Raw genomic sequence first — 23,239 nt, 5'->3', positions numbered from 1 at the left:
ATGTTTCACAAGATTCTCGTCGCGAACCGCGGCGAAGTGGCCCTGCGCATCATGCGCGCCGCCCGCGAGCTGGGTGTGAAGACCGTGGCGGTGTACTCCACCGAGGACGCGGACACCTACCCGGTGCAGTACGCCGACGAGGCCGTGTGCATCGGTCCCGCCCAGTCGGCCAAGAGCTACCTGGTCATGCCCTCCATCATCGCGGCGGCCAAGAACACCGGCGCCGAGGCCATCCACCCCGGCTACGGCTTTCTGGCCGAGAACGCCGAATTCGCCCGCGCCTGCGCCGACAACGACCTGGTGTTTATCGGGCCGGCCGCCGAGTGCATCGAATCGATGGGCGACAAGTCGAGCGCTCGGGAGACCATGAAGGGCTGCGGCGTGCCCACGGTGCCCGGGAGCGATGGCTGCCTGGACACGGTGGAGGAGGCCGCCGCCTTCGCCGAGCAGGTGGGATACCCCGTGCTCATCAAGGCCACGGCCGGCGGCGGCGGCAAGGGCATGCGCGAGGTGCACGATCCGGCCGATCTGGAGGCCCAGTACAAAGCGGCCCGCACCGAGGCCGGCGCCGCCTTCGGCAACGACGGCGTGTACCTGGAGAAGCTGGTGCTGCGCCCCCGTCACGTGGAGGTGCAGGTGCTCGCCGACGATCACGGCAACGCCGTGGCCCTGTGCGAGCGCGACTGCTCCATCCAGCGCCGCCATCAGAAGCTCTTGGAAGAGGCCCCCTCGCCGGCGCTCACCGACGAGCTGCGCCGGGCCATGGGGGTGGCGGCCCTGAAGGCCGTGCGCGCCGTGGATTACCGCAACGCCGGCACCATTGAGTTTCTGCTCGACGAGCGAGGCGAGTTCTACTTCATGGAGATGAACACTCGCGTGCAGGTGGAGCACCCCGTGACCGAGGAGATCACTGGCACCGACATCATCAAGGAGCAGCTGCGCATCGCCGCCGGCGAGCCCATGAGCTGCGCGCCGCGCGCGCCGTTCAGCCCTGCGGGCCACGCCATTGAGCTGCGCATCAACGCCGAGGACCCGGCCCACGGCTTCCGCCCCTGCCCGGGCATAGTGACGCGCTTCGAGCCCCCGACAGGCCCGGGCGTGCGCGTGGAGACCTATTTACGGCCTGGTGCTAAAATCTCTCCGCACTATGATTCTCTGGTGGCAAAGGTTATCGTACATGGGCAGGACCGCGAAGAAGCCGTGGCCCGCGCCCGCCGCGCCCTGGACGAGTTCGTCATCGAGGGCATCGCGACGACCATCCCGTTCCACCAGCGCGTGCTGGAAAACGAGGTGTTCCTCGCCGGCGAGGCCACCACGGACTTCATCGAAACCCAGATGGGAGACGTATTATGACCAATGAAATGAACGTCGAGGGCCTGTCCATCGCTCCGGGCGTCATGGAGACCATCATCTCCGTGGCGGCCAGCGAGGTGGACGGCGTGGCATCGCTTGGCAACTTCGCCGCCAGCGGCATCCGCTCGATGCTGGTGAGCAAGCCCTCTACCTCGGGCATCGAGACGAAGATGGGCGACGACGGCAAGCTGTACGTGGCCGTGCACGTGGAAGTGTACTACGGCTACGTGCTGCCCGAGCTGGCGGCCGCCCTGCGCGGCGCCATCGCCGAGTCGCTGGCCACCCAGGCCGGCGTGGACGTGTCGGCCGTCGACGTGTACATCGACGGCATCCAGTTCAAGTCTTAGGCGGCGCGCTTCTATGGCTTCGAGAAAACACGAGCGGACCCGCGACCGCGCTTGCGCGGTCCAGGTCCTCTATACGAGCGAGCTGAAGGGCGAATCGCCCTCCAAGCTGCTGGACGAGGGGTTGTGCCTGGTGGCAACCGAGTTGGCCCCGGCCACCGACGAGGAGGTGGCCAGCGAGTTCGGCCGCATCTGCGAAGGGGCTCTGACCGACTACGCCCTCACGCTCATCCGCGGCGTGGAGGCTCACCAGACCGAGATCGACGAGCGGTTGGCGGGGGCGTCCGAGAACTGGGCGCTCTCGCGCATGCCCATCGTGGACCGCTCCATCCTGCGCTTGGCCATCTACGAGATGTACCACTGCGACGATGTGCCGGTATCGGTGTCCATCAACGAGGCGGTGGAGCTGGCGAAGGACTTCGGTGGCGAGGAGGATTCCCCGCGCTTCGTGAACGGCGTGCTGGGCCGTATCGCTCGCTTGATGGACGATGAGCCCGCGGCTGGCGAGACTGCCGAGGGCGCTGTTGGCGTTGCGGGCGCCGAGGGTGCTGAGGGCTCGGCCTTGGTCGAGCCGGCGGGTGCCGTGGTGGGCGCCTCAGGCGCTGCTGCCTGCGTGCAGGTGGGGGTGTAGGCCCATGGCCGATGAGATGGGGCGCAACTTCGAGGACGTGCAGGCTCGTCTGTCGCAGATCGTCGACGAGGTGTCCTCCGAGGACATCTCCCTCGACGATGCGCTCAAGCTCTATGAGGAAGCGGTGAAGTTGGGCCTTTCCGCCTGCGATTTGTCCGAGCAGGACATCGACGCCTATCTCGGCGCCGGCGAGCCTGCCGCCGATGGGACGGCTGCAAAGGACACTGCCTTTGAGGATGCCGAGACTGCCGCTCAGGACGCTGCTGCCGGGGACGGCCCCGAGGGTGATTCTGCCGGGGATGCGCCTCTTGCGGAGGCGGGCTTTCCCGTGGCCGCCTCGACCGAGGAGGAGGTCTCCGCATCCCCTGCGGCCCCCGCCGGTTCGGCCGACGAGAACGCTCTGGCCTAAGGAGGCCCTTATGGATACCCCGCGCATTCTCGACGTTATCGCATCCCCTGCCGATCTGAAGGTGCTCACCAACGATGAGCTGGCCATTCTCGCCCACGAGATTCGCCAGGAGATCGTGGCCACCACCTCGGTGACCGGGGGGCATGTGGCCTCGTCGCTCGGCGCGGTGGATATCATCGTGGCCTTGGAGAGCTTGCTGACCATGCCCAAAGACCGCGTGGTCTTCGACGTGGGACATCAGTCCTATGCCCACAAGCTGCTCACCGGCCGGCGCGACACCTTCAAGAGCCTGCGCACCTACGGGGGCATATCGGGGTTCACCAAGCCCACGGAAAGCCCCTTCGACGTGCATTTCTCTGGCCACGCCTCCGACTCGCTGTCCATCGCCACGGGCCTGGCCAAGGCTCGGCAGCTGAAGGGCACCGACGAGAAGGTGGTGGCGCTCATCGGCGACGCGTCGCTGGCGGGCGGCATGGCCTTCGAGGCACTGAACTACATGGGCAACGAGCAGCTGCCTTTGGTGATCATCCTGAACGACAACGAGATGTCCATCTCGCGCAACGTGGGCGCTCTCATGAAGCACCTGGGCAACATACGGGCCAACAACCACTATCGCGAGGCCCGCGAGGGCCTGCAGGAGGCCATGGAGACCGGCGGCCCGGTGGCCCGCGGACTGCTCAGCTTCGGACGCAACATGAAGGAATCCTTCAAGCAGATGGTGATTCCGCACTCCATGATCTTCGAGGCCCTGGGCATCGTGTGCACCCATCCCGTCGACGGCCACAACATCGCCGAGCTACGCGACATCTTGTCGCTCGTGTTGGAGATGGACGGCCCGGCGCTCGTGCACGTGGTTACGCGAAAGGGCGAGGGCTACGAACCGGCTCGCCGCGATCCGGAGCGCTTTCACGGTACCGGTCCCTACGACATCGCCACGGGTGCGGCGCGCAAGGGGCGCGCGGCTCATCCCACCTACACTGAGGTGTTCGGCGCGGCTCTGGCCGACGAGGCGGCCCACGACGAGAACGTCGTGGCCATCACCGCTGCTATGACCGGCGGTACCGGTCTGAAGACTTTCGCCCGGGAGTTCCCCGCGCGCTTCGTGGACGTGGGCATCGCCGAGGAGCAGGCCGTGGGCATGGCCGCGGGTCTGGCCTTCGGCGGCAAGAAGCCCGTGGTGGCCCTGTATTCCACCTTCATGCAGCGGGCCGTGGACCAGATGATCATCGACGTGTCCCTCGCCGAGGCCAACGTGGTGTTCGCCCTGGATCGCGCGGGGCTGGTGGGCGACGACGGCCCCACCCACCACGGCACCTTCGACATGGTGTACACGCGCATGGTGCCCCATATGCGGGTGCTGGCGCCCTCCGATGAGGCCGAGCTGGTCCATGCGCTGCATACGGCTTTGGCGCTGCCCGGTCCGGTGGCCCTGCGCTATCCGCGCGGGGAGGGGGCTGGGGCGCCGTTGCCCGAACGACCCGAGATGCTCGTCGAGGGCAGGGCCCGTGTGGTGCGCGAGGGCGACGACGCGGCGCTTTTGGCCTTTGGCCGCATGGTGGGCCAGGCCCAGGCGGCGGCCGAGCTCTTGGCTGCCGAGGGTATGAGCGTGCGTGTGGTGGACATGCGCTGGGTGAAGCCCCTGGACGAGGAGGCCATTGCCGCTGCGGCGGCCACGGGCGCGGTGGTGACCGTGGAGGAGGGCGTCGTTGCCGGCGGCGCGGGCCAGGGCGTGCTGGAGGTGCTGGCGCGCCAGCGCAGCCAGGCGCGGGCGATCACCTTGGGCATTCCCGATGCCTTCGTCACTCAGGGTCCCGTAAGCCAGCTGTTCGCCGACCTCGGCCTGGACGGTGAGGGCATCGCCGCTACGGTGCGGTCGGCCCTGGCCTAGATACCGCTGAACGAGAAGCGCCCCGCGGTTCATTATGCGATCGCGGGGCGCCTGTGCGTCGGGGCGAGTTCGGCCCCGTGCGGAGAGGGGGGCGCCGTCGCGAGGCGGCTGACGCGGCGCGGCGGCGGTATGGGGTCTGCAGCCTGTCGCCCCTTTCGCTTAGGCCAGCGGCTTCTCCATGATGAAGTCGTCCATGACGAAGCCCTCGCCGATATCGGTCTCAACGGCATCGACGGTGATGAAGCCCTGCTTCTCGTAGGCGCGGATGGCCATCTTGTTCTGCTTGTTCACGGTGAGGTACATCGCCGCTAGGCCGCGGTCGCGGCACAGCTGCTCGTAGAAGCGGGTGACGGCGGCGGCGATGCCCCGGCCGCGATGCTCCTTCAGCAGGTAGATCTTCGAGATGAAGAACCGATTCGTCTCGGATTCGGTGTGTCCGCCGGTATATCCGATGATGCGCGGCGTGTCGCCCTCGTCGTCCATGATGAACCAGTACTCGTAGCCGTTGTCAGCGATGTCGGCGCGGAAGGCGTTCAGGCTCTGGAACTTCTCGACCATGTAGTCGGTCTGTGCCTGGCCGATCAGCGCTGGCCAGTACTCGTTCCAAATATGGTGGGCCATGTGCGCGAGGGTCTCCACTTCCTCGTCGCGCTCGACCTGGCGGAATGACACGCTCATAGGGGCTCCTTTCCGATTGGTGCCAACTGGGCGAGCACTTTCCGCGGTTTTGGACAAAAATGCGTCGAGTGAGCTCTTTCGGGGCTTCTATTCGGCTGTTTGATGCCAAGGGGGACCATTTTCGGGCTTTTTCAGGGGGTATCCGAGCCCAAAAAGGCCGGTTCTCTCCTTGTCCGAGCTCATTCGGCGCACTTTTGTCCAGTATTTCGCAATGTGCTCGTCGACCAGTCCCATTGTAGGCGTTCTTCTGGTCCTCGGTGCCAGTGTTGCGAATTGTTTCTGCTTCATAGCGGGGAAAGGTCGCTCACGTTAACACTTCTTTGAGAGGGGGTTAACAATCATCGACGACCTTCGGGGGTGCGCTTTTACCGTGGAAGAATCGAAGGTGTTCCCGATGCGCGCGGGCGGCCGATCCGCGCCGATGCAAGGAGGTCGATTCCTATGATTGATACCGGCTCGACCGGCTTCATGCTCGTGTGCGCCATGCTGGTGCTGCTCATGACGCCCGGTCTCGCGTTCTTCTACGGCGGGCTCTCGCGGCGCAAGAACGTGGTGAATACCATGGTGATGGTGTTCGCGGCCCTCGGCATTGCCGGGGTTGCCTGGGTGGTGTGCGGTTGGAGCTTCGCCTACGGCGGAGACGGAACGCTGCCTTTCTTCGGCGGTTTCGACCAGATCGGGTGCTTGAGCGTCGCGCGCGATATGGTCGCAGAGGCCGAAGGCGCGCCGACGGCGGCAGCGGTGCTGCTGAGCCAGGGAGCGCTTGCGGGCGATCCCGCACTGGGGGCGGCCTATCCGGCTGTCACCGACATCGTGTTTCAAATGGCCTTTGCGATGATCACCTGCGCCATCATCACCGGCGCGGTGGCCGGGCGCATGAAGTTCGGGGCCGTGTGCGCTTTCGTGGCCGCATGGGTCGTGGTGGTGTACGCGCCGCTCGCGCACATGGTGTGGGGCGGTGCCGGCTCGCTCATCGGCGAGATGATCGGCGCGCTCGACTTCGCCGGGGGTGACGTGGTACACATCTCCTCGGGGCTCACCGGACTTATTCTGTGCGTCATGCTCGGGCGGCGCAAGGGCTTCGCCGTGCTGTCCTACCGGCCTCACAACGTGCCCTTCGTGGCTCTGGGCGCGGCACTTCTGTGGTTCGGCTGGTTCGGATTCAACGCCGGCAGCGCGTTCGCGGCCGATGGCGTGGCGGGGCTTGCCCTGCTGAACACGGTGGCGGCCAGCGCGGCCGGTGTGCTGTCGTGGATGATCACCGAGCGCGTCACGGTGGGGAAGTGCACGCTGGTGGGCGCGGCCACGGGACTTGTGGCGGGGCTGGTGGCCATAACACCGGCCGCCGGTTTCGTGGAGCCGTGGGCCGCGCTCGTCATGGGGTTTGTCGTGAGTCCGATCGTGTATGTGGCCGTCTCCCAGGCCAAGCGCCGCATCGGCTACGATGACGCCCTCGATGCGTTCGGCTGCCACTGCGTGGGCGGCATTGTCGGCGGTGTTCTGACGGGGCTCTTCTGCGTGCCGGAGCTGTCCTGGACCGATGCCGGCGGTCTGCTGTACACGGGAGACTGGTCGCTGTTGGGCGCCCAGGTGCTCGGCATCGTGGTGACGGTGGTGTTCGTGGTGGCAGCCGACGTGGTGCTCGGGTTCATCGTGCGGGCCTGCTTCGGCGGCAGCCTGCGCGTTTCGGCCGCCGACGAGGCAGCCGGCCTGGACGTGGCCGTCCACGGCGAGTCGGCCTACCCGGCCTATCTGGGCTTGGACTAGCGGCGCAGAGCATGACAAGCAACAAGTAAGGAGCTGAGACCTATGAAGCGAGTGACGGCCATCGTGCGGCCCGAGAAGATGGAGGCCCTGAAGGACGCGCTGTTCGCGGTAGACGTGAGCGGCATGACCATATCCCAGGTGCACGGCTGCGGCGCCCAGCACGGCTGGAGCGAGTACGTGCGCGGCACCGAGGTGCTGCTGAACATGGTGCCGAAGGTGAAGTTCGAGATCGTCGTGGACGATGGGGAAGTGGACGGCCTCGTGGACGCTATCGTGGCGGCCGCGCGCACCGGGGAGGTGGGCGACGGCAAGATCTTCGTGGCGCCCATCGAGGAGGTCGTGCGCATCCGCACCGGCGAGCGGGGCGCAGCCGCTGTGTAGGGGGCGTGCGTGCTACAATCTCTCGCGAGAAAACGAGAGAAAGGAACCCCATGCACAGCTATATTCCCCGCGGCGTGTGCTCCCGCCAGATCGATGTGGAAGTGAACGGCGACACGGTGGAGAGCGTCCAGTTCACCGGCGGCTGCGACGGTAACCTGAAGGCCATCTCGAAGCTGGTGGCCGGCATGAAGGTGGATGACGTGGCCGCGCTTTTGGAGGGCAACACCTGCGGGCGGCGCTCCACCTCCTGCGCCGACCAGATGGTGCGCGCTCTGCGCGAGGCCCAGGCCGCCCAGTAGGCGTTTCCGGGGCCCGGGCGGCCTCCGGGCCCTGCGCGACACCGCGACAGCGCGCGCCCACCCGCTTCGGGCGGGGAGGGCGCGCGCTTTTTTTGTCGGGAGCGGGTCGGTACCGCGATATTCGTCGGGGGATGTGGGGGCGAGTGCGCCTAGAACATCATGAACAGTTTGGCGAGGGCCCAGCCGATAAGGCCGCAGCAGGGGAAGGTGAGCACCCAGGCCCATACCATGCGCCGGGCCACGCCCCAGTTCACACGGCGAAAGCTGCGGGAAGCGCCCACGCCCATGATGGAAGCGGTGGAGCAGTGCGAGGTGGACACGGGCATGCCGGTCATAGAGGCTACGAACAAGGTGACCACTGTGGAAAACGAGGCGGCCACACCCTGGTACTTCTCGAGCGAGACCATGTCCATGGCCACCGACTTGATAATGCGCTTGCCGCCGAGCAGGGTGCCGAGCGACATGGCCAGCGAGCAGATGACCATGAGCCACAGGGGGAAGTCGGTGGCGCCGCTCGTCTCCATGCCGAAGGCGAGCGCTATGCCCAACAGGCCGATGGACATGAACTTCTGGCCGTCCTGGGCGCCATGGAGAAACGACAGCGCGCAGGCGCAGATATCCTGCAGCACCATGCAGACCCGGTCGCCCTTCTGGCGGTTGACGCTGGCGAAGAGGGCCTCCATGATCTTGGCGGTGGCCATGCCGATGATGAAGCCTCCCACGAGCGAGAACGCCATGCCGTAGATGACGAGCATCCACTCGGAGAGCACGACGCCCCCGAACCCGTTGAGCGCGATGGCACCGCCGGTGACGCCGGCGATGAGCGAATGGGACTTGCTGGCGGGAATGCCCCAGAACCAGCAGAACACGCCCCAGCCAATGGAGCCTATCATGGCGGCGATGAGCGCGAGGAGCGCCTGGTGGGTGTTGCCCGAGAAGTCCACCATGTTGAACATGGTGTGGGCCACGGCGGTGGAGATGTAGGTCATGCCCACGAGCCCCACGAAGTTGAACACGGCCGCCAGGATGAGCGCGGCGGTAGGGGAGAGGCAGCGGGTGGACACCGCCGAGGCGATGGCGTTGGGGGCATCGGTGGCGCCCGAGATGACGGTCACGCCGATGACCAGGGCAAGAATGCCGAGCAAGACGGGGTGATCCCCTGCCTGGGAGAGAAACATCGCGAGCGTCAATTCCATTCGCTAGCCTTATCTCAGTGAAGCCGATCCGATGAAGCGTACCTTCCTATTCTAGCGCATTGGCGGTTGGTGGTGGTCAGGTGATACACCAAAAAGCGGCTCGGCGCGCCAGCGGCGGAAGGTGGGAGCGTCCTCCGGTCGCGTTCTGCCCCCTGTGCGTCCCTCCGTGCCGGGGCGCTTCTGTGGACGGGTTGATTCGCGAAGTTAGCCGAACGGCCCACTTTGCTCGGGAGCTTCGGATGCATTCTCGGACTCAGCCCAACGCCTTCACGGCGAAAAAGGATGCGTTTCGAGCGTTCGGCTGAGTCTGGAGAGCGTACACGGGCAAGGGTCCGCGAATCGGCTCCAGACCCAGCTGAACGCCTGTGGCCGGCGCGTATTCGGTTGCCTGCCTCGTCCTTAAGCCAAAGGCCCGAGCCCCCTTTCTGCCCGTTGGGCGTTCACGGCGTCGAGCGTCAGCGCGAGCGCATCGAAGGGAATCTCTTCCATCCCCAGGGCGGCGCAGAGAGCATCGCGGGCTTCTTCGTCGGCGGCTCGCAGCATCCCCAAAGGGGACATGCCCATGAGGGACGGACGGGGCTGGGAGTTGACGTGCGACATCACGAAGGCGCAATCCCGCTCGGTGAGATCGTCGAAGGAGATCCCGCGACGCTTGGGCAGCATCTTGCGAAGCTCCACGTGGTTGCGCTCGCATGCGCCCTTCTGCTGGGATGCGCGCACGTCGCAGTAGTAGACTTTGCAGCGGGCGTCGCCTCCGAACGCCGACGCCTCGATCGCCGCCGTGTCGGCGAACTCGACCCCGTTGTCGGTCAGGATGATGCCGAACAGGCGCTTGAACGGATGCTTTCCCATCGCGCGTTCGAGCGAGTCGAGCGCGGATGCCACCGCGCCCGACGCCTTCTTGGGCAGCAGCAGGACGGGCTGTACCTTGCACGGTCGCAGGAACAGGGTGAGCAGGCACTGCTCGTCGCGCGCCTTGCCGAGCACGGTGTCCATCTCGCACGCCCGGGCGCGCTGCTCCTCGGGCAGAGCGCAGAACGCCGCGTAGGAGCGCTCTTCTCCGTGCGAGGTCGGCCTGCGCTCGCTCTGCCCTTTGCGCGGTCTGTAGCCGACCCGCCGTCGGAAGTCCATGGGCGACATGGAGAAGTAGCCGCGCTCGGCCCAGCGGTAGAGGGTGGAGGGCGCGAGCCCCAGATGCGGCTTGGCCAGGCAGATCTGCTCGGGGGACTTGCCGTCCAGGATGGCCGAGCGGATCTCGAAGGCGATCCTCTCGAAGTCCTCCTCGCGGCGGTTGATGCCGCGCCTGGACTCCGATCGCGTCTTCTCGGAGGCGGCCTGCGCCAGGGCCGCCTTGTACTCCATGCGCTGCCTGCGCCCGCACTTCCTGGTATAGGCCGTGCAGCCGTTGCAGGTCCAGGGCCAACGCAACAGGTGAGAGCAGGAGACGTCTTCCGGATCCGCCGGCACGATCTCGCCGCGGCGCTCTCCGTCCTTCCAGGTGCGGTGGCGCCTCACCTCTTCGGTCACGGCCGCGGGCGAGCGCCCGATCGACCTCGCTATCTCGCGGCAGCCCTTCCGCTTGCCCAACCCGTTCTGGATCGCTTCCCGGTCGGCCTTGTCGATGCGGCAGTAAGCCCTGTTATCGCCATCCACGATGGCCCCTTCCCGCAGGTTGGATCCGCACCGCATCCCCATGCCGCAGCGTCGGTCCTGCAAGGGCCATTCTCATACTCAGCTGAACTGTTCAGCTGAGTGCGGAGGAATCCTCGCTCTGGAAGGGGCCGTTCGGCTAACCTCGCAAATTGACTGCTTCTGTGGACGTTTGGCGGCGGTACGGAAAATGTCCGCACTCGGGGAAAATCCACAATGTTTCGCTCGCGCCCAGTGCTATACTGGGCAAGCTTGCCCAAACGGGCGAGTGATAAGTATCTGTTGGCCCCCGAGACATGTTTGTTGCACCGCGATCCCTTGCTTGCGCAAGCGAACATGGTAAGTATCAACCATCATGACGAAGGGTCCCCGATTTAGTTTTTGAAAGGGGTCCGTTTTGACCGAAATCAAGAACACCTCCGTGATCGATTTCTCTGACATCTCCGACGAGCAGATGAACGAGATGATCGACGGTACGCTGACCGAGTTCGACGAGGGCGATCTCGTCGACGGCACCGTCGTCAAGCTGGAGCATGACGAGGTGCTCGTAGACATCGGCTTCAAGAGCGAGGGCGTCATCCCCTCCCGCGAGCTGTCCATCCGCAAGGACGCCGATCCGTCCGACATCGTGAGCCTGGGCGACAAGATCGAGGCTCTGGTTCTCCAGAAGGAGGACAAGGACGGTCGTCTCATCCTCTCCAAGAAGCGCGCCGAGTACGAGCGTGCCTGGATTTCCGTCGAGGAGAAGTTCAAGGCCGGCGAAGTGGTCACCGGCGAGGTCATCGAAGTCGTCAAGGGCGGCCTCATCCTGGACATCGGCCTGCGCGGCTTCCTGCCCGCCTCTCTCGTGGATCTGCGCCGCGTGAAGGATCTGGACATGTACCTGGGCACCGAGATCGAGGCCCGCGTCATCGAGATGGATCGCAACCGCAACAACGTCGTGCTGTCCCGCCGCGTTCTCTTGGAGGAGGGCCGCAAGAACGAGCGCGCCGAGATCCTCTCGAAGCTCTCCAAGGGCATGCGCCTCAAGGGCAACGTGTCCTCCATCGTGGACTTCGGCGCCTTCGTGGATTTGGGCGGCATCGACGGCCTGGTGCACATCTCCGAGCTGTCCTGGAACCACGTCAACCATCCCTCCGAGGTCGTCAAGGTGGGCGACGAGGTGGAGGTCGAGGTGCTCGACGTCGATCTGCAGCGTGAGCGCATCTCCCTCGGCCTCAAGCAGACCACGCCCGACCCGTGGATCAAGCTCGTGGAGAACTACCCGGTGGGTACCATCGTCGACGGCAAGGTCACCAAGATCGTGCCCTTCGGCGCCTTCGTCGAGCTGGGCGACTCCATCGAGGGCCTGGTGCACATCTCCGAGATGGCCGGCCGCCACATCGACACCCCGGCCCAGGTCGTGCACGCGGGCGACGATGTGAAGGTGAAGGTCATGGAGATCAATCCGGACCGCCGCCGCATCTCCCTGTCCATGAAAGCCGCTGCCGAGGAGCTCGGCTTCGAGATCGACGTGGACGAGTCGGTGCAGGCCGAGGAGAAGCCGGCCCGCCGCAAGAAGGCCGACGAGGCTCCTGCCGAGGCCGAGGCCGTCGAGGTGGAGACCGCCGACGCCGAGTAGCTTCCAGCGCACAAGTGCGAATTTGACGGGCTGTCCTTCGGGGCAGCCCGTTTGTTTTTCGTGTATCATGATGGCAGCGAAAACGAACGCCCGAAGGGGAGGTATTGCATGAAGAAACTGTTTCTGATCGGCGGCATGGGCGCCGGCAAGTCCACGGCGCGCAAGGCGCTGACCGACGAGGGGCTGGCCTGGATCGATCTCGATCAGGTGGGGCACGAGGTGCTCACGTGGGATACGGTGAAGGACGACCTGCGCGGCGCCTTCGGCGACGGCATCTTCGACGAGGGCGGGGAAGTGGTGCGCGCGGAGCTGGCCGCGGTGGCCTTCGCGAGCCCGGCGGCCACGCGCAAGCTGAACTGCATCACCATGCCGCGCATCGAGGAGCGCTACACCGACCTCATCGACGAGTTCGAGCACGAGGGGAAGCCGGCCGTGGTGGTGGAGTACTCGGTGTTCCGCAACCGCCAGCAGTCGCTGGCCTACGGGGCCGATGTGGTCATCGCCGTGCTCGCGCCGCTGGAGGTGCGCATCGAGCGCGCCGTGGCCTCGGGCTTTACCGAGGAGGATGTGCGGGCCCGTATCGCCCGCCAGATTACCGACGCCGACCGCATCGAGGCGGCCGACGTGGTATTCAACAACGACGGCACCCCCGAAGAGCTCCGCAACGAGGTGCTCGCCTGGTGGAACGAGTATAAGAAGGAAATCTAGACGCTTGTATCTGATAGCAGTGCGGCAAGGGCCATCCCCGGCCCTTGCTTTTCTTTTTGATAAAAAGTATTATTTCTAAAAAATAATACTTTTTGGAAGGTGGCTGTCGTGAGTCGGTCGTTTAAGGGGTTTCTGCAGGCTTACGCGCAGGAGCTCACGGGCTGCGGAACGTCCAGTATCAAGAAACTCTTCGAAGCCGTTGTCGGGGATTCTCCCCGGGGTGCCGAGGCTCTGCTTCTTCTAGCCCTTGCGAGCGGCCGTGCGGACTACCTGATGCGTCAGGCGGATGGCACGTCGTTCGAGGCTGCCTATCGAACCGCGCTGGCCGATCTGGATCGAGCCGGCGGCATACTCGAGAAATGGCTCGAGCAGCTGCCAGACCAGAACCGCTACCGCAAGGTGTGGAATGCGTGGCGGTCAGAGGCAACGAGGCTGGAGCGGGATCGCCGCATGCTTCCCGGAGTGCGCGATGCCATCGACCGCGTTATGGCGGAGCGCGGGATGACGCGGGCGCAGGCATGCCGCCTGACGGGTTTGAACAAGGGTAACTTCTACGCTTTTATGAAAGGCGACGTCGCCAAGTTGAGCCGGGAAACGGCCGTGAACGCCTATCGAACTCTTGCGAACGGGTAGAAGGCTCCTACCACAGTCCGAGCGTGTGCTGCATGGCGAGGCTGGCGGCGGCGATGCAGACCCAGCAGATAAAGCCCATGAGGATGGGCTTGCCACCGCTTCTCACCAGCTTCACGAGGTCGGTGTTCAGGCCGATGGCGGCCATGGCCATGACGATGAAGAACTTGCTCAAGGTCTTCAGGGGAGCGAACGCGGCCACGTCGGCGCCGGCGGCCACGGCGACGGTGGTGATGACCGACGCCGCCAGGAAGAGCAGGATGAAAGTGGGTAAGGCGCGCTTCAGCGAGAAACTGCCGAGGGGTTTGTTGCCGGTAGGAGCCGGCGCGGCGGGGGCAGCGCCGATGGCGGGGTCGTCTGTCGCCGCATCGGCCGAGCCGAGCATGCTTGCGGGCGCGCCGGCTGCCGCCGTACCCGCGGCGTTCTCCCTGCGTGCCATTACGATGGCCAGCACGAGCGTGATGGGGATGATGGCGAGCGTGCGCGTGAGCTTCACGATGGTGGCGTCGTCGAGCGCGTTGGCACCCGGGTGCATGCCGTCCCAGGCGGCCGCGGCGGCGGTGACCGAGGAGGTGTCGTTCACAGCGGTGCCGGCAAACAGGCCGAAGCCCTCGTTGGACATGCCGAGCGCGCTTCCCAAGGTGGGGAAGATGAGCGCCGCGATGACGTTGAACAGGAATATGACTGAGATGGCCTGGGCCACCTGCTCGTCTTTCGCCTTGATGACCGGGGCCGTGGCCGCGATGGCGCTGCCGCCGCAGATGGAGGATCCCACGGCGATGAGCGTGGCGATGGCCGAGTCCATGCGCAGCACCTTGTACAGGATGTAACCGACGATGAGCGCCGTGGCGATGGTGGAGGCTATGATGGGCAAGCTCTCGGCGCCCACGGCGGCGATCTGGGCCAGGTTCAGCCCGAAACCGAGCAGGATGACGGCGTACTGGAGCACCTTCTTGGCCGTGAAGGCGATGCCGTCCTGCACCGCGCTGCGGCTCGGCTGCTTCCACAGAAGCGCGATGGCCATGCCCGCGAGGATGGCGAACACCGGACCGCCGACGACCGGCAGCGCCTCGCCGAGAAACCAGCAGGGCACAGCGATGGCCGCGCAGACGCCGATGCCGGGCATCGCATTCCTCAGATTTGCCATAAATGCCTCCTTGTCTTCCCATCCGGTGCCTCAACGGCGATTGCTGAGTATAGCACCGTCCGAGCCGGGGTTCCCGCGCCGACCGGGAGCGAGCGGTGGACGCGGCGCGAAGCCCATGGGAGAATAGATTGACGAGGTCGAGCATCTTGGCAAGTTGGGGCGCTGGCTCTTGTAGGGGAAGAAAGACGGTCATGAATGGAGAGACGCAAGTAATATTTACGAACATCTGTTCATTTCTTTGGGAAGGTGCTAAACTGTTCCCCTTACATTGATTCTCATTGAGAGGAGGGGCCCGTGTCCACTCATCTTTCCAATATCGAGGGCATCGAGATGGCCGGCAAGCTTCCCGAGGTGCGCCTGGCGGGCACGCCGTTTACGGTGGTTTCGCCCTTCGAGCCGTCGGGCGATCAGCCCGAGGCCATTTCAGCGCTCGCAAAGGGCATCGAGGAGGGGCTGCGCTACCAGACGCTTCTGGGCGTGACCGGCTCCGGCAAGACCTTCACCATGGCCAAGACCATCGAGGCGGTGCAGAAGCCCACGCTCGTCATGGCGCCGAACAAGACCCTCGCGGCCCAGCTGGCCGCCGAGCTGAAGGAATTCTTCCCTGACAACGCCGTGGTGTACTTCGTCAGCTACTACGACTACTACCAGCCCGAGGCCTATGTGCCCGCCTCGGACACCTTCATCGAGAAAGACGCCTCCATCAACGAGGAGGTGGAGAAGCTGCGCCATGCGGCCACCTCGGCCCTGCTGTCGCGCCGCGACGTCATCGTGGTGGCGTCGGTGTCGTGCATCTACGGTATCGGCAGCCCCATGGACTACGCCGGCATGGCCGTGTTCGTCGACAAAGAGAAGGAGATGGATCGTGACCAGGTCATCCACGAGCTCATCGACATCCAGTACGATCGCAACGACTACGAGCAGAAGCGCGGCACCTTCCGTGTGCGGGGCGATGCGCTCGACGTGTTCCCGCCCTACGCCGACCACCCCATCCGCATCGAGTTCTGGGGCGATGAGATCGAGTCCATCGACGAGATCGACCAGGTCACCGGCGAGGTGCTGAGCAGCTACGAGGCGCTGCCCATCTGGCCGGCGTCCCATTACGTGACGGCGCGGCCGAAGATGGACAAGGCCCTGGTCACTATCCAAGACGAGCTGCGCGAGCGCCTCATGCAGTTCAAGGAGGAGGGCAAGCTCTTGGAGGCCCAGCGCCTGGAGATGCGCGTGAACTACGACTTGGAGATGCTGGAGACCATGGGATTCTGCTCGGGCATCGAGAACTACTCGCGCCATCTGGACGGACGGGCGCCGGGCGAGCCCCCCTACACGCTCATCGACTACTTCCCGAAGGACTTCCTCTGCATCATCGACGAGTCCCACGTCACGGTGCCGCAGATCCGCGGCATGCACGAGGGCGACCGCTCCCGCAAGATCACCCTGGCCGAGCACGGCTTCCGCCTGCCCAGTTGCCTGGACAACCGCCCCTTGCGCTTCGATGAGTTCGAGGAGCGCATCCCCCAGTTCGTCTACGTGTCGGCCACGCCGGGCGACTACGAGGAGAAGGTGAGCCTGGCCCAGGTGGAGCAGGTCATCCGCCCCACGGGCCTGCTGGATCCCGAGATCGTCGTGCGCACGAGCTCGAGCCAGATCGACGACATCATCGACGAGGCCAAGGACCGGGCCGCCCGGGGCGAGCGCGTGCTCATCACCACGCTCACGAAGAAGATGGCCGAAGACCTCACCGACCACCTGCTCGACCAGGGGGTGAAGGCGCGCTACATGCATTCGGACATCGCTACCCTGGAGCGCACCGAGATCCTGCGCGATCTGCGCCGGGGCGAGTTCGACGTGCTCGTGGGCATCAACCTGCTGCGCGAGGGCCTCGATCTTCCCGAGGTGTCGCTTGTGGCCATCCTGGATGCCGATAAAGAGGGCTTCCTACGCAACCACCGCTCGCTCATTCAGACCATCGGGCGCGCGGCCCGCAACGTGTCGGGCCAGGTCATCATGTACGCCGACCGCATCACCGACTCCATGCGCCGCGCCATCGACGAGACGCGCCGGCGCCGCGAGATCCAGATGGCCTACAACAGCGAGCACGGCATTGAGCCCCAGACTATCCGCAAGGCCATCAACGACATCATGGGTTTCATCACCGAGGACGTGGAGGGAAGTACGGCCGAGCAGGTGAACAAGGAGTTGGCCGAGCTGTCCCGCGAAGAGGTGCTGCGCATCATCTCCTCCATGGAGGACGATATGGCGGCGGCCTCCCGCGATATGGACTTCGAGGAGGCGGCCCGCTTGCGCGACCAGGTGGTGAAGCTGAAAAGCTCGGTGGAGGACAAGTCCGAGGACGACGTGCTGAAGGACCTGAAGAAGTCGGCCCGCAAGGGAAGCGCCTACGGCAACCGCAAGCACGCCGCCTACGGCAGCAGCCGCGGCGCCTAGGGACGGAGGCTTCGGAGGGGGCATTCTACCGTCGCTGGCCCGCGATGGCGGGGGCTTGCCGACCAAAGGCCGTGCGTTCAAGTTTCGTGAAGATAATGCGTATTGCGAACTTTACGGAAATGTAAGGGCGTGGAGCAGACCACGGGCCGCTCTTGCGCTTATAATCGCCTTATTCACGATTTGGCAGTACGCGGCACTTTGTTGCCGCCAGTGGAGGAACTACCATGCCCCGACATTCAGCGCCCCTTTCGAGGGGATCGAACAACCCCCGCAACAATCCCCGTCATCAGCAGAGGCCCGCGCCGCGCCATGGGGGCCAACCTGGCTCGTCGGCGCCGCTTCCGCCCTCGGCGGGAGGCGCTGTCTCGAGGGGAGTGAACGAGGGCCTTGGTGCTGCCGCGGCTGCCGAGGCAGCCGTGCGGGCCGCTCGCGAGCAGCGCGCTGCGCAGGCGCAGCGTGCTGCTCAGCAGGAGGCCGCCGCGGCGAGGCGGCGTGCGGCGGCGAGCGGGCCGCTGGACGTTGATCCCTCGCAGCCTTCGGGCGCTCCGACTCAGCCCCAGTACGGCTCGCGCTATCAGCAGCAGGGCGGCTATGACGGTTATGCGTCTGCGGCTGGTCCGCGGGTGATGGCCCCCGGCGCTGCGGGTGCCGTGGTGTCGCCCTACGCCGATCAGGATCGCTACAAGAAAAAGAGCAACAAGAAGAAGGCGGGCATCGTCTCGCTCGTTCTGCTGGCCCTCTTGGTCGTGGGCGGCGGCGTGGGCGCCTATCTCTATCTGAATCCTCCCACATTCAATGTCACCGTGAACGGCATGACGCGCACGGTGTCCCAGGGTACTTCGCCGGCCGACATTGTGGCCGATGGCGTGGTGAGCCCGAAGGCCGGCAATCTGCTGGCGGTGGACGGCGCGGTGCTGGAAGAGGGCGGCGGCACGGCTTTCAGCGGCACGATCAACGGCAATGAGATCACCGATCCCAAGACCGCCCTGCACAAGGGCGACACCGTGCAGATCGTCGACGGCACGGATGTGACCGAGGAGTACGACGTGGAGGTGATCGAGACTGAGCCCGGTCGCGCCGAGCTGGGCGAGGGCGCCATCCACGTGTACGTTCCCGGCGAGAAGGGCAAGACTGAGAAGCGCACGGGCAAGGTGTCGGGCACGGTGGTGGAAGAAGTGGTCACGCCCGTGCAGAACAACGTGTACCTCCAGTACAACGCCAATCCGGGCGACGAGAAGGTTGTGGCGCTCACCTTCGACGACGGCCCTTGGGACACGACGAGTGAGCTTTTGGACGTGCTGGCGGAAAATGGGGCGAAAGCGACATTCTTCACCATCGGACGTCAGATTGCCGATCAGCCGAAAACGATGAAGAAAATGGTTGAGGCGGGCCATCAGATTGCCACTCACAGCTGGGATCATGCCTCGGCCGGCGATGGCCGCGGGGTGGACATGACGCGTCAGACGCCTGAGGAGCAGATCGAGGAAGTGCAGAAGGGCCAGCAGGCCATCGCCGATGCCACGGGCGCCGAGGCCTCTAAGGCGTTCCGCTCGCCGGGCGGCAACTACCACGGCGACATCATCTGGAACCTGCAGCCCTATGTGACCTCTGAGATCGGCTGGAACGTGGACACTGAGGATTGGCGTCGCCCCGGCGTAGACGCCATCGCCCAGCGCATCGAGAGCGCGAAATCCGGAGACATCATCCTGATGCACGACGGCGGCGGCCCGCGCAGCCAGACCATCGAGGCCCTGCGCATCGCGCTGCCCTACCTGCGCGAGCAGGGTTTCAAGTTCGTCACCATCGACGAGCTTTTGGCCTACGACGATGCCAAGGCCATCGCCCAGTCGCTGGAGGAGGCCCAGGGGCAGTAGGTTTTGTTGAACAAGGTGCGCTTGGGGGACCCGGTTTTGGCCGGGTCCCTTTTTTTTGGTTGGAAGGGGCGGGGGAGAGGGTGCTCCGTGCGGGTTTGCGGACTGAGGGAGGGTTGAGGCCCTCCCCTACGGGGTCGCGGGACGCGGGATCCGTGTATGGGTCGAGAGGGCTAGAGCCCTCTCCTGCGGGGTGCCTCTGAGGTGCGGGCTAGGCGTGGGCTTCGAGCATTTCGCGGGCGTGGGCGAGGGAGGCGGCGGTGGCGCTGCCGGAGAGGATGCGGGCGATCTCGGCCACGCGGTCGTCACCGGCAACGGGGGCGAGGGTGGTCTCGGGGGCATCGCCTGTGGTTTTGCTGACCACATAGTGGGTATCGGCCATGACGGCCACCTGGGCCAGATGGGTGATGACGATGACCTGATGGCTCTCGGACAGCCGCGCGAGCACGGCGGCCAGGGCATTGGCCGTGCTGCCGCCGACGCCGGCATCCACCTCGTCGAAGATAAGGGTCTCGGTGCCGTCCTTGGCGCCGAGCACCACCTTGATGGCCAGCATGACGCGGCTGATTTCGCCGCCTGAGGCGATACGGGCCAAGGGCCGCGGCTGCATCGCCTTGCCGGGCTTGAACGCGAAGGATACATCGGCCGATCCTCCGCGGCCCCAGCGCTCGCGGGGGAGGGGCTCTACCGTGCAGATAAGCTCGGCGCCGCCCATCTCCAGCTGGGCCAGTACCTCGCCCACGGCCTGGGAGAAGGCGGGGGCCGCCGCGGCGCGCCGATCGTCGTAGGCTCGGGCCGCCTCTGCGAGTGCCGCCTCTGCCGCCTCCAGGGCCGCCGTAGCGGCTGCTAGGCGCTCATCGGCATCGTCGACGGCCGATACGAGGTGGCTCGCCTCGTCCCATCGGGCGAACACCTCGTCCATAGTGGGGCCGAAGGAGCGCACAAGACCGGTGAGCGTGCCGAGGCGCTCCTGGGCCTGGGCGAGCGATGCGCTGTCGAAATCGATGTCGTCGCAGTAACCGGCCATATCGCGGGCAATGTCTTCCACGACGAAGCAGGTCTCGCGCAGAGATTGAGCGTAGGGGGCAAGCCCCTCATCGGCCCGCGCCGCCTCGTCGATGAGGGCGATGGCGGCATTGAGGGCGTCGAGCGCTGCGCCATCGCCCGAGAGGGCCTCGACCGCTCCGTGAGAGTTGCGGGCCAGCACCTCGGCGTGCTCGGCGCGGGAGAGCCAGTCGCGCACCTCGTCGTATTCCCCGGGCCGGGGGTTGGCCGCCTCGATTTGCTGGAGGGCGAAGCGGGCCTCGTCGAGCTGGGCCGATGAGGCCTGGGCCCGGGCCTGCACCTCGTCGAGGGCGGCCTGGGCATCGGCGACGGCCTCGAAGGCCGCGCGATAGTCTGCGGCTGCGGCGGCGGTGGCGTCGTCCCAGCCATCGAGGATGCGACCGTGCTCAGCGGCTTTCAGCAGGGCCTGGTACTCGTGCTGGCCGACGAGCTCGATGAGGGGTCCCACGGTGCGGGCCAATTCGGATATGCTGGCCATGGAGCCGTTCAGCGTGGCTCGCGAGCGGCCGTCGGCGCTGACCTTGCGGCTGACGACGATGTCGCCTTCGGGATCGGCGTCCGAGAAGAGGCGGCCGGCCACCTCGGCGGCCGCCGCGCCCTCGCGCACCACCGAGCTGTCGGCCCGCGCGCCCATGATCAGCTTGCAGGCCGAGACAAGGGCCGTCTTGCCGGCACCGGTCTCGCCGGTGAGCACTGTGAGCCGCGGCGAGGGCGCCAGTGCCGCCTCGCGGATGAGGGCGATGTCGCGCACGTGAATCTCGTCAATCATGAGCGGCTCTCCTAGAAGTCGATCAGGTCGAATACGATATCGCGCTCGTGCTCGAGCACCTCGAACAGCTCTTCGGGCTCAACGCGGCGCACGGCTCGGGACAGCTCGAGGGCGCCTGAGCGCGTGATGATGTAGTCGGCTTGAATCTTGCGGGCGCAGGACTCGGTGAGGGCGCTCTCGTAGGGCAGGGCCACGTGGTCGAGCGCGAAGCGCACGTCGACACCGTCGATTGAGCAGACCGACAGAAAGCTCATGGTGGAGCGCAGGGCGCCGCGCACGGCCTCGTCGGGAAGGGCCTCAGACAGCGCGCGGCGCAGGCCGTCGTAAGCCGAGGCGACCACCCACAGCTCGGCGGCGCCGGTGAGCTCCAGGGCGTGCAGCTTGTTCCAGGCCTCGGCGGAGCTTTGGTGTTCGGCAACGAATTCCAAGAGCACGTCGCGATCGATGAGCAGACGCATAGCTAGCCCCTCCTTTCCTCGGCGCGGCGCAGGGCCGCCTGATCTTCCCAAAACGAGTCGGGTACCGGGCAGGTGGCGTGGCGCAGGCGGAAGCGCAGCTCGTTGGCCTGGGCATCGGTGAGCGTGATGCGCAGCGGGGCATCGCCGCGGTTCACGTCGGGTAGTTCGCCGGTTTTCAGCACGTAATCGTAGGCGGCGTTGACCAGCTCGGTGGGCGACGAGCCGATATCGCGCAGCTGGGCGTTCACCTGATCGCGGATTTCCACGGGAACGCGGGCGGTGACCATGGCGTGCATGGAGCCTCCTTCGGATAGCTTGGATAGGGTCGTTCCGCACGACCGTTTCGCTGCTGCCAGTATAAAAGACACCAACGCAAAATACAACAATAACACGAACGAATATTTGTATTATTTTGAAGGTCGTGGTAGTATGGGGCCATCGCAGAGGGTCGGGGTCATGTCTTTTTCGCTGAAGGGCTTGTCTCTGACAGGGTATTTCGGGAAGATAAGCCGATGCGCTCGATGGGCTTTGGGCGAATGCTCAAATCGCCGGCGCATTCATGACGGTGGAACGAAAGGGACACCTTGGAACATCTGCAACGACAAGGACGGCGCTGGCTGGCAGCCTTCATGGCTCTGCTGCTCTCCTGCTCGCTCATCGGCGTGCTGCCGGCTGCTGCGGTGGCCGAGCCGGCCGCGGGCAGCCAAGAGGCGGTGGACGCGGCCCAGGCGACGTTGGATGAGGCCGAGACGCGCATGGGCGAGATCAATGCCGACTACGATGCGCTGACGGCCCAGGTGGCCGACCTGCAGGCGCAGATCGACGAATCGTCGGCCGCGGCTCTGGAGGCCCAGCAAGCCATGCTGGAGGGCCGTGCGCTACTCGGCGAAGTGGCTGTGGGCGAGTACCGCGACGGCAGCTCAGCCAACCTTCTCATGATGATCATCGACTCGAAGAGCTTCGACGATTTGCTGCGCAATATGGAGTACGTGACCCAGATCATGGATTTCCAGGCCGAGGAAGTGGCGCGTCAGAAAGAGCGCAAGCAGGCCTTCGACGAGGCGTCGGCGACGCTGAACGCCAAGAAGAACGAGCAAGAAGCGGCCCTGGCCGCCCAGGATCAGAAGCGCGCCGAGGCCCAGGCTGTCGTGGACGAGGCAGCGGGCCAGCTGGATGCGGCCAAGGCCGATCATGCAGCGCGCCTTGCGGAGCTGGCGGCCCAGGCCGAGGCCATGCGCCAGGCCGAGGCGGCTGCCAACGACGGGGCCAACGCCGAGGGCGCCAACACGGTGGATCGCCAGGAGGTGGTGGGCGACGACGCCCCGGTGCAGCCGAACCCCCAGCCGGTGGAGCCCGAGCCCGACCAGGACGACGATGCCGGCAACGTGGACGACAAGCCCTCTTCGGGGTCCAGCTCCGACAACGGCGGCGGATGGCTGTCCGGCACGGCCTCGGCCTACGGTGGCAGCACCGACCCCTACACGCCCAACCCGGGCACGACGGCTACGGGCGCTGTCTGCGACGACAACTCCATGGGCGTGGCCGTGCCCATGTCGATGCCCAACTACCGCAGCTACTTCGGTCGCACGGTGGAGATCTCCTGGAACGGCAAGACGGTCTACGCCACGGTGAACGACTGCGGCAGCATGGGCGGCGGCAGCCGCGTGCTGGACCTGCAGCCCGGTGTGTGGAAGGCCTTCGGCTTCTCCAGCTGCCGCGCCTGGGGTCTGCGCACGGTGAGCTACCGCTTCCTGTAGCCTTCGGCGGTCCGGGGGATTTCTCGGCCCGTTGCGGGGGAGTTGCGCTATACTACGCTGTTACATGCGATGACGAAGATAAGGCTCGCAGGTCGCGATCACCAGAGAAGGGCCCCTTGGCTGAGAGGGCCCGATCGAAGGCGCGAGACCCGTTCCCTTCCGAGCAGCG

General features: G+C 65.7%; 21 protein-coding genes. 14 read left to right on the top strand and 7 right to left on the bottom strand.

Going from position 1 to position 23,239, the window contains the following annotated elements; genetic code table 11:
• The 5 genes from accC to dxs are packed head-to-tail and all read left to right on the top strand — an operon-like array spanning nucleotide 1 to nucleotide 4,625.
• A complete protein-coding gene (gene accC / locus G503_RS0103640) occupies nucleotides 1–1,353 on the top strand; it encodes an acetyl-CoA carboxylase biotin carboxylase subunit (protein ID WP_028026509.1) in 1,353 nt (450 codons plus the stop codon).
• Nucleotides 1,350–1,700 (top strand): Asp23/Gls24 family envelope stress response protein, encoded by a 351-nt coding sequence (locus G503_RS0103635; protein WP_028026508.1) that lies wholly within the window; start codon nucleotides 1,350–1,352, stop codon nucleotides 1,698–1,700. Before accC ends, G503_RS0103635 begins: the two co-directional genes overlap by 4 nt.
• 13 nt (nucleotides 1,701–1,713) lie before the next feature.
• Complete coding sequence (nusB, locus tag G503_RS13525; protein ID WP_084636251.1) at nucleotides 1,714–2,328, top strand: transcription antitermination factor NusB; 615 nt, start codon at nucleotides 1,714–1,716, stop codon at nucleotides 2,326–2,328.
• Nucleotides 2,329–2,332: 4 nt separating this feature from the next.
• Nucleotides 2,333–2,737: an exodeoxyribonuclease VII small subunit gene (xseB, locus tag G503_RS16555; RefSeq protein WP_084636250.1), complete on the top strand. Its 405-nt coding sequence runs from the start codon at nucleotides 2,333–2,335 to the stop codon at nucleotides 2,735–2,737.
• 10 nt (nucleotides 2,738–2,747) lie between these two features.
• Nucleotides 2,748–4,625, top strand: coding sequence for a 1-deoxy-D-xylulose-5-phosphate synthase (gene dxs / locus G503_RS0103620; RefSeq protein WP_028026507.1), 1,878 nt, complete (start codon nucleotides 2,748–2,750; stop codon nucleotides 4,623–4,625).
• A gap of 159 nt (nucleotides 4,626–4,784) precedes the next feature.
• Here the strand turns inward: dxs and G503_RS0103615 are convergent, their stop codons facing one another.
• Nucleotides 4,785–5,303, bottom strand: a complete 519-nt coding sequence (locus G503_RS0103615) for a GNAT family N-acetyltransferase (RefSeq protein ID WP_028026506.1) — start codon at nucleotides 5,301–5,303, stop codon at nucleotides 4,785–4,787.
• Between the two features lie 441 nt (nucleotides 5,304–5,744).
• On the opposite strand from G503_RS0103615, the gene G503_RS0103610 reads away from it, so the two are divergent.
• From G503_RS0103610 to G503_RS0103600, 3 genes are read left to right on the top strand one after another with little or no spacing between them, the layout of a single operon-like run.
• Complete coding sequence (locus G503_RS0103610) at nucleotides 5,745–7,070, top strand: ammonium transporter (protein WP_028026505.1); 1,326 nt, start codon at nucleotides 5,745–5,747, stop codon at nucleotides 7,068–7,070.
• A gap of 42 nt (nucleotides 7,071–7,112) precedes the next feature.
• Nucleotides 7,113–7,451, top strand: coding sequence for a P-II family nitrogen regulator (locus G503_RS0103605; RefSeq protein WP_028026504.1), 339 nt, complete (start codon nucleotides 7,113–7,115; stop codon nucleotides 7,449–7,451).
• Nucleotides 7,452–7,501: 50 nt separating this feature from the next.
• Nucleotides 7,502–7,750 carry a TIGR03905 family TSCPD domain-containing protein gene (locus G503_RS0103600; RefSeq protein ID WP_028026503.1) on the top strand — a complete coding sequence of 83 codons (249 nt, stop codon included), beginning with the start codon at nucleotides 7,502–7,504 and terminating at the stop codon, nucleotides 7,748–7,750.
• A 149-nt stretch (nucleotides 7,751–7,899) separates the two neighbouring features.
• On the opposite strand, the gene G503_RS0103595 is transcribed toward G503_RS0103600, so the two are convergent.
• Both G503_RS0103595 and G503_RS0103590 read right to left on the bottom strand, forming a co-directional pair.
• On the bottom strand, nucleotides 7,900–8,946 hold the full coding sequence (locus G503_RS0103595; RefSeq protein ID WP_028026502.1) for an inorganic phosphate transporter: 1,047 nt from the start codon (nucleotides 8,944–8,946) through the stop codon (nucleotides 7,900–7,902).
• 399 nt (nucleotides 8,947–9,345) lie between these two features.
• Nucleotides 9,346–10,599, bottom strand: a complete 1,254-nt coding sequence (locus G503_RS0103590; RefSeq protein ID WP_051190878.1) for an IS30 family transposase — start codon at nucleotides 10,597–10,599, stop codon at nucleotides 9,346–9,348.
• A gap of 394 nt (nucleotides 10,600–10,993) precedes the next feature.
• Here G503_RS0103590 and rpsA point away from each other — a divergent pair, with 394 nt between their 5' ends.
• From rpsA to G503_RS0103575, 3 genes are all read left to right on the top strand, one after another.
• Entirely contained in the window at nucleotides 10,994–12,217 is a 1,224-nt protein-coding gene (rpsA, locus tag G503_RS0103585; RefSeq protein ID WP_028026500.1) for a 30S ribosomal protein S1, read from the top strand.
• Nucleotides 12,218–12,325: 108 nt separating this feature from the next.
• Nucleotides 12,326–12,925, top strand: a complete 600-nt coding sequence (gene coaE, locus G503_RS0103580) for a dephospho-CoA kinase (protein ID WP_028026499.1) — start codon at nucleotides 12,326–12,328, stop codon at nucleotides 12,923–12,925.
• Between the two features lie 108 nt (nucleotides 12,926–13,033).
• A complete protein-coding gene (locus G503_RS0103575) occupies nucleotides 13,034–13,558 on the top strand; it encodes a helix-turn-helix domain-containing protein (protein WP_028026498.1) in 525 nt (174 codons plus the stop codon).
• Nucleotides 13,559–13,565: 7 nt separating this feature from the next.
• Here G503_RS0103575 and G503_RS0103570 read toward each other — a convergent pair whose 3' ends face one another.
• The gene (locus G503_RS0103570; protein ID WP_028026497.1) at nucleotides 13,566–14,702 is read right to left on the bottom strand and encodes a YeiH family protein; all 1,137 of its coding nucleotides are present in this window, start codon (nucleotides 14,700–14,702) and stop codon (nucleotides 13,566–13,568) included.
• Between the two features lie 330 nt (nucleotides 14,703–15,032).
• On the opposite strand from G503_RS0103570, the gene uvrB reads away from it, so the two are divergent.
• Both uvrB and G503_RS13515 read left to right on the top strand, forming a co-directional pair.
• Nucleotides 15,033–17,150, top strand: a complete 2,118-nt coding sequence (gene uvrB / locus G503_RS0103565) for an excinuclease ABC subunit UvrB (protein ID WP_051190898.1) — start codon at nucleotides 15,033–15,035, stop codon at nucleotides 17,148–17,150.
• 374 nt (nucleotides 17,151–17,524) lie between these two features.
• On the top strand, nucleotides 17,525–19,024 hold the full coding sequence (locus G503_RS13515; protein WP_051190877.1) for a polysaccharide deacetylase family protein: 1,500 nt from the start codon (nucleotides 17,525–17,527) through the stop codon (nucleotides 19,022–19,024).
• 208 nt (nucleotides 19,025–19,232) lie between these two features.
• On the opposite strand, the gene recN is transcribed toward G503_RS13515, so the two are convergent.
• From recN to G503_RS13510, 3 genes are read right to left on the bottom strand one after another with little or no spacing between them, the layout of a single operon-like run.
• Nucleotides 19,233–20,855 carry a DNA repair protein RecN gene (gene recN / locus G503_RS0103555; RefSeq protein ID WP_028026495.1) on the bottom strand — a complete coding sequence of 541 codons (1,623 nt, stop codon included), beginning with the start codon at nucleotides 20,853–20,855 and terminating at the stop codon, nucleotides 19,233–19,235.
• A gap of 11 nt (nucleotides 20,856–20,866) precedes the next feature.
• Nucleotides 20,867–21,313, bottom strand: a complete 447-nt coding sequence (locus G503_RS0103550; RefSeq protein WP_028026494.1) for a hypothetical protein — start codon at nucleotides 21,311–21,313, stop codon at nucleotides 20,867–20,869.
• A gap of 2 nt (nucleotides 21,314–21,315) precedes the next feature.
• A complete protein-coding gene (locus G503_RS13510) occupies nucleotides 21,316–21,609 on the bottom strand; it encodes a hypothetical protein (RefSeq protein ID WP_035021618.1) in 294 nt (97 codons plus the stop codon).
• A 288-nt stretch (nucleotides 21,610–21,897) separates the two neighbouring features.
• On the opposite strand from G503_RS13510, the gene G503_RS0103540 reads away from it, so the two are divergent.
• Complete coding sequence (locus tag G503_RS0103540) at nucleotides 21,898–23,070, top strand: coiled-coil domain-containing protein (RefSeq protein ID WP_028026493.1); 1,173 nt, start codon at nucleotides 21,898–21,900, stop codon at nucleotides 23,068–23,070.
• Nucleotides 23,071–23,239 lie beyond the last annotated feature (169 nt).

The organism is Adlercreutzia mucosicola DSM 19490 (assembly GCF_000422625.1).
In the GTDB taxonomy this organism is placed as follows: Bacteria; Actinomycetota; Coriobacteriia; order Coriobacteriales; family Eggerthellaceae; genus Adlercreutzia; species Adlercreutzia mucosicola.
Note: the sequence above shows the minus strand (reverse complement) of the source record. Positions and strands in the feature narration are given on the sequence as shown.